5 protein-coding genes and 1 pseudogene are annotated in these 6,307 nt (G+C 32.9%); 1 reads left to right on the forward strand and 5 read right to left on the reverse strand.

Annotated elements, in window-relative coordinates:
• Positions 1-210 precede the first annotated feature (210 nt).
• From BN3456_RS00515 to BN3456_RS00530, 4 genes are all read right to left on the reverse strand, one after another.
• Positions 211-1,827: a 3'-5' exonuclease gene (locus BN3456_RS00515; RefSeq protein WP_207644073.1), complete on the reverse strand. Its 1,617-nt coding sequence runs from the start codon at positions 1,825-1,827 to the stop codon at positions 211-213.
• 62 nt (positions 1,828-1,889) lie between these two features.
• The gene (locus BN3456_RS00520; protein WP_207644074.1) at positions 1,890-2,369 is read right to left on the reverse strand and encodes a hypothetical protein; all 480 of its coding nucleotides are present in this window, start codon (positions 2,367-2,369) and stop codon (positions 1,890-1,892) included.
• A gap of 20 nt (positions 2,370-2,389) precedes the next feature.
• On the reverse strand, positions 2,390-2,704 hold the full coding sequence (locus BN3456_RS00525) for a cupin domain-containing protein (RefSeq protein ID WP_089982003.1): 315 nt from the start codon (positions 2,702-2,704) through the stop codon (positions 2,390-2,392).
• Positions 2,705-2,789: 85 nt separating this feature from the next.
• Positions 2,790-3,419, reverse strand: coding sequence for a 4Fe-4S binding protein (locus tag BN3456_RS00530; protein ID WP_089982005.1), 630 nt, complete (start codon positions 3,417-3,419; stop codon positions 2,790-2,792).
• A 92-nt stretch (positions 3,420-3,511) separates the two neighbouring features.
• On the opposite strand from BN3456_RS00530, the gene BN3456_RS00535 reads away from it, so the two are divergent.
• Positions 3,512-4,162 (forward strand): Crp/Fnr family transcriptional regulator, encoded by a 651-nt coding sequence (locus tag BN3456_RS00535; protein ID WP_089982007.1) that lies wholly within the window; start codon positions 3,512-3,514, stop codon positions 4,160-4,162.
• Positions 4,163-4,341: 179 nt separating this feature from the next.
• On the opposite strand, the pseudogene BN3456_RS00540 reads toward BN3456_RS00535, so the two are convergent.
• Positions 4,342-6,174, reverse strand: a pseudogene (locus BN3456_RS00540) (hydrophobe/amphiphile efflux-3 (HAE3) family transporter); the annotation flags it as partial.
• Positions 6,175-6,307: the final 133 nt, after the last annotated feature.

Genomic DNA, 6,307 nt, shown 5'->3' on the forward strand with positions numbered 1-6,307 from the left:
CAATCAAAACTACATAAGCCGTCCGCATGCGGGACTTGGTTCAAAAGGAAAGTACTAAATCAGGGGCTTGAAGTTCTAATCAGGCTCCTGATTTTGAGCCCCTGACTTAGAACTTTCCTAATTTATTATACCATAAAAAATAAGCCTACAGATTTTACTCCGTAGGCTTAGTATATTTTTATATTAACTTATTAACTTCGTTTTGAACCTCTAAATATCCTCTTTTTTGTTCGCTTTTAGAAAATCAGATTTTTCCTTAGCTATCCGCTCTGCCTCTTGTTTAGCAAATAATAGCTTAATTGCCTTATCCCTACGAGCCTCTAAAGTACCAACATCGTGCCGTGTTTTACGCATAATTCCTTCATCAAGAATGAGAATTTCATTATCGTAATCCTTAATTTTTCGATAAGCTTTAGCATAAGAATCATATAGCGCAGGAGCATCATAGCCGTTATATCGAGCTTTATCAAAAAGTGCAATAGCTTCATCTACTTTGCCATTTTTCCTAGCAGTTTCTCCACGCTCCCAATATGGATAACCTGCATCAAATCCTTTCTCCCAATTCCCTATATTTCGTATCTTGTTTAATGAAACTCGATTATGCAACCCGTTAATAATTACATCTTCTCTAGATATCACTTTTTCAATATTTAGGTTAACTTCAGTCTCATCATATCCACGATTTTTTGCATCGAATAATAACTCTTTCATCGCTGATTTTGAAATAGATTTCAGCATACTAAGGCTTTGCTCTGCTTCTTTTTTAGTATAATTACTAACACTCATATATTCATTCATAGAATTATAACAATCGCTATAAGCACTGAAAATATAATTTGAAAGAGGCGTTAAGTCAAAGGGGCTACGAAAATAGACTCGCACATTTGTTGTACCGCCTTCACTTACAGTACAAGGTTCTATAGGTAAATCAATTCCATTTGTAGCATCTTTTCTAATAATGATGTAATTTCCCTTCTTAGCAAACTTAAACTTTAAGAATGTATATAGACAAGTTACATCGACATAATTATTACTGTTTTTTCGATACCTGATCCAACTGGTGTCGCATCCTTTTTTCTCAATAATATCTTGAATAAAAGCACAAACTTCAAGTTCTTTTATGTCTGGAGTCATCTTTTCTATTTGCTTTTTTTGTTCTTCCAACGACTCCTCAATAATATCTAAAACACCCCAAAGAATCTTTCCGCATATATCTGCATCTGATTCCGCTCTATGGGCAGTGTCATTTATTAATCCGAAATATTCCGCTACAGTCTCTTGCTTATGATTTACAATGCCTTTTATATGTTTTCTAGAGAGACTCAGCGTATCAACATACTTAATTTTAGCATCATACCCAAGTCTAGAAAATGTGTTACTTAAAAATCCAAAATCGAAACTTGCATTGTGTGCACACATAGTGATTTTTCCATCTAGTGCATCTCCCAAAAATTCTACCAACTGGGGGTAAACTTCCTGCTCATTTGGAGCAGAGTTTAGCATTTCATTAGTTATATTATTTATTGCCGAAGCTGAGGCTGCAATTCTAACTTTTGGATTGACAAGAGTTCCGAATGATTGAATTGGAACTCCTTCTTTAAATAGCACCGCACCAATCTCTACAATTCTATCTGAAGAAGAATTTAGGCCAGTTGTTTCCACATCAAAAGCGATAAAAGTTTTACGAAACTCATCTACATTTGATATGTCTACTTCCAATTTTTCAGCAAAAACTTTACCAGTACGAAATGGACTAGAAGCCAGTTGATAATCAACGTGTTTACTAACCTTTCCTTGTTTTTTCTTTAGAAAATCAAATAATCCCACTATTATTTCCTCCCCCATTAATTTTATCCAGAATCACTTTTACGATGCCTTTTTCTTATATTCTACCTATTCGCATACCACAAGAAATGGTCAAACTTTCTTCTTCTAAAGGGAATGTGAATATTATTTTCATCAAGCAGATTTCCAACACACTCGTTAAATGTCTCATAATCAAAGTTTCTTCGCCATGTATCAATCCTATTAACTGTTAAGCCAGGGATATAATATGGAAGAGTATTTTTAACGATACCATCAAAGATAGAGTAATCATCTCTGCCGTAAATTTCCACGTTATGATATGTACAGTACTTGGAGGCAAAAGAAAACATATTAACTGCACCAATGTTCCTTGCGATAATATTTACCAGTTCAGGATCTCCTTCTGCCAACCGATCATCAAAATTAGGAATCTCCAGAATTACTTTAGCCAAATCATACAAGGACAACCTGCTCTTATACTGAGAAAGATGTGTTGAATTTGTTACATCAATAACCGCGATCTTCATTACTATCTTTAAAATCTTAATGCTTAATTTACTCATTTCGTGCCTCGCTTTACGTTTTATATTTTAGGAGCCGGCGCTTTTACAACAATCAATTCCAACGTGTCATCATTCAAGTTTTTAACGTTCATTTTTGTTTTTACAGGAATCTTTAGTAAAGTACCCTTTGAATATTCATGAATATCCTGATCGTTAAGACCGATAGAAAGTGTACCTCTTACTACTGTCATATAAACATTAGAATTTGAAAAATGCTCTGGCAATCCTTCTCCTTTGTTAAAAACCATGTGTAGATAATGAAGGTTCTCATCATAAATAACCTTTTCTACTGCTTTTTCGTTGCCAGTTGATATTTTATATACTTGCTCAATCATTTTATCATTCTCCTCGTATTTAATATCATAACTTAACTTAGATTAAAAAGATTAATACTTAACTTAGCCACTACACAAAAACAACTTATACTTGTTTTGAATAGTGAATGGCATTCTTCGGACATACTTGTTGACAATTAGTACATTGCAAACATAGTGAAGTTTCAATTTTAGCCTTTTTATCTATTGATTTAACCTCTATTGCTTCGGAAGGACAAACCTTCTCACAAAGCTTGCATCCAATACAACTTTCTTTATTTACCTTTTCTGAAAACTTAGCAAATCTTCCAAAGACTTTCTGAATTGCTCCAAATGGGCATATTAGATTGTGAAATACAGCTGGCTTGTATCTGAGTGTTATGAGTATTGAAACAACCAACCAAATAAGCAAAATAGGAATATTTTTATGTAATATTTTTTTTGCAAGTAGCATGACTGCAATGCTTCCTATCAATGCAAACCATGCAAATTTTCCCGAGCGAAGCCATTTGGGAGACTTATCCGTCTGTAACTTCAGCTTTTTTGAAAGCCATTCTGTCGGAATCATCAACGTATTCATCGGACAGACATAACCACAATATACTCTAACAAACAGCAATGCTACTATGAGACTTACCGCAAATAAAGCAAGCCAAAGCATCATTTTTCCATTCAGTACTAAAAATAAAAACAGTGCTAAGAACAATATTCGTATTGCTGATATAATATACTTCATATGACACCTCCATCATTTTATTGATTTTTTAATATTATAACGCTATAATATTAAAAAGGGCGTTACCTTGGTAACACATAAGGAGATTATATATGACTCAGAATATTAATTTAATCAGAAGTACAGCATTAATAAAATCTTTATCAGATGAGGATATACTTACTAACCTTAATAGTGGAAAATTTAAGGTTACTTCTTATAAAAAAAGCAGCGTTGTCCATTTTGATGGGGAAACATGTAATAAATTGGAGATAGTCTTATCTGGCAAGGTTGTTGTAGATCGTATTGACGAATCTGGAAATCTGCTTACAATCTCAGAGTTTTACAAAGATGATATTTTAGGCGGAAGTCTACTGTTTTCAAAAAATCCTTATTATCCTATGACCGTATTAACACAATTGCCTACGGATATATTGGAAATTGATAGGGAAGTGCTGTTTGAATTGATCTATAATAATCCTATGTTTTTACGAACATACTTGGAACTTATTTCTGACCGTACATTCATTCTCGGAGATAAGATAAAACATTATATTAATAGAACAATACGTGAAAGCATTATGAATTATCTTAATTACGAAAGAAAAAATCAAAATTCTAATCAGATTAAACTAAATATAACCAAAAAGGCACTTGCTGAAAAAATCGGGGTTCAACGTACATCTTTATCTCGGGAGTTGGCAAAAATGAGGAAAGATGGGCTGATTCAATTTGACTCAGATACAATTACTCTATTGAAATAATAAAAAGGTCAATCAAGAGCAATACCTAAAAATAAAATAAGTAATAAAAGAGCCATACACAAAACCTCAATTGGCTTTATGCATGGCTCAGCTATAAAAACTTTTTTCATTTTGCAAGCCATTTTTCAATAGCTAATTTATAGAATGTATAGATGGCTCTATTGCCAAGTTAATCATTCCTAAATTTCGTGAATAATTTCTATTGAAGCATTTTCAGCTTCCTCCTTTTCTTTTTTACTTAAAAGGAATCGATCACAAATTGAAAGGATTGGTGGTAGTATAATAAAGGTACTTAGTAATGCTAATAATATATTTATTACTGTCATCAATCCAAAATCTTTTAGAATTACAAATTCTGATAGCATTAATACTGAGAATCCGCCTACTGTAGTAAGACCTGATGCCACGATAGCCTTACCTATCATAATAGTAGAATGAATTATCGCATCTGATTTATCTTTTCCTATTTTACGCTCCTCAATATATCTTTCCATTAACATAACTGTCATTTCTGTACCCATACCTAGAACTAGAGCACCAAGGGTTGAGGTAATAGGAGTGTAATCTACTCCTAGAAGATACATAATTCCACTTGACATTCCTACAATCAAGATTACTGGTATGATTGGGACTAAAGCTTTTATAAAATTTCTATACACAATTAAAAGAGCTACGAACACAAGTGCTAATCCTATAATAGTCATTAGTATTCTTCCAGAAGTCAATCCATTTACCATTTCTACATCAAGTACACTTTTACCTGTTACTTCTACATTCATAGGAGCATCTTTTAAATCTGCTTTTAATTCAGAAACGAAATCTTGTAATCTTTCCGTATCCAAATGTTCGATATTTAATAGTATTACTGACTCATTTTGTTCGTTATTCAAAAACATATTAACTTGTTGCCCTGGTAAGTCATCAATAAATTCTGCATATTCATCGGCACTTATATCTTCACCTAAATTACTTACTAATGTATCTATGGATTTTATATCTACCACAACGTCCGTATACTTTTCTTGAATATGTCTTGTTATCTGTTGTATCCAGTTTATATTATTTTCTTCCAATATATTATCGTCACTGATATAGATTGCCATCTGGTCTGTAGATCCTACGGCATCTCTGACTGTATGGATGTCATGTAGTGCATTCATATCTTGTGGCATGAAAGATTCAATATCTGTCTGGACACCTACTTTATTATCGAAATAAAATCCGAAGCCTGCTGCAATAATAGCTATAATTAATACTGGCACTGAGAATTTTACTACAGTTTTTGTAGATCCTTTTAGTATTTTATTTAAAAAAGTGTCTTTTTCTTCTACTTCTTTTACATCTAATTTTACATTGTCTTTATTCTGTAGTCCGAATAGATCTCTCAAGTGTAATATTGGCGCTAATAGGAATATACTTCCGATAAAGCTTATGATTACACCAATAGTCAACATTTTACCAAAATCTTGAATCATTGGTACAGGTGATGCATAAAGAGATACAAACCCCAAAACTGTTGCTAATACAGCAATTGCTACCGCTGTACCTATATTCCTTAATGTTGTTTTTACTGATTTTTCCTCTTCATATCGATTATGAAACTGTATGGAATAGTCAATTCCTAACCCAATTAATATAGGGAACACGGCCATAGACACCATAGTAACAGGAACAGTTATATGCCCCATAAGACCTAAGGTAGCAATTACTGACACTAAGATAATACCCAAACTTAGCATTCTCCATTTTACTTTAAATACAATAAATAAAACAATGAGCATGATAACAACTGCTAGACCTACCATAATTACCATATTTGTTTTCATTTCATTTTTTAATGCTGTATCAAGTACAGGTTTACCAGAGACTACATAAGATAGTGTTTCAAATTCTTCCCTTTCTAAGGCCGCAGCAATATTTTCAGATACTTGCTTCTTATACTCGTCATCTAAATTGCCCTGAAGTTTCACTACCATTAAACTATTTTTATCATCTAAGACAACATTAGAAAATACACTTCTGTAAGTGGTATACTATAACCAGCAGATTTAGGCAAATAAAATCCAGCAACTATTATACAACATCAACGAATGATATACTGTCATTCGGAGGTGAAGAAAGGATGGTTAGTTGGATGCATTACTA

This window comes from Clostridium sp. C105KSO13, from assembly GCF_001517425.1.
Classification (GTDB): domain Bacteria; phylum Bacillota; class Clostridia; order Lachnospirales; family Lachnospiraceae; genus Muricomes.

Excerpts from the sequence above, each read along its gene's own strand:
- BN3456_RS00520 (WP_207644074.1), bottom strand. The coding sequence starts at position 2,369 with ATGAGTAAATTAAGCATTAAGATTTTAAAGATAGTAATGAAGATCGCG.
- BN3456_RS00525 (WP_089982003.1), bottom strand. The coding sequence starts at position 2,704 with ATGATTGAGCAAGTATATAAAATATCAACTGGCAACGAAAAAGCAGTA.
- BN3456_RS00530 (WP_089982005.1), bottom strand. The coding sequence starts at position 3,419 with ATGAAGTATATTATATCAGCAATACGAATATTGTTCTTAGCACTGTTT.
- BN3456_RS00535 (WP_089982007.1), top strand. The coding sequence starts at position 3,512 with ATGACTCAGAATATTAATTTAATCAGAAGTACAGCATTAATAAAATCT.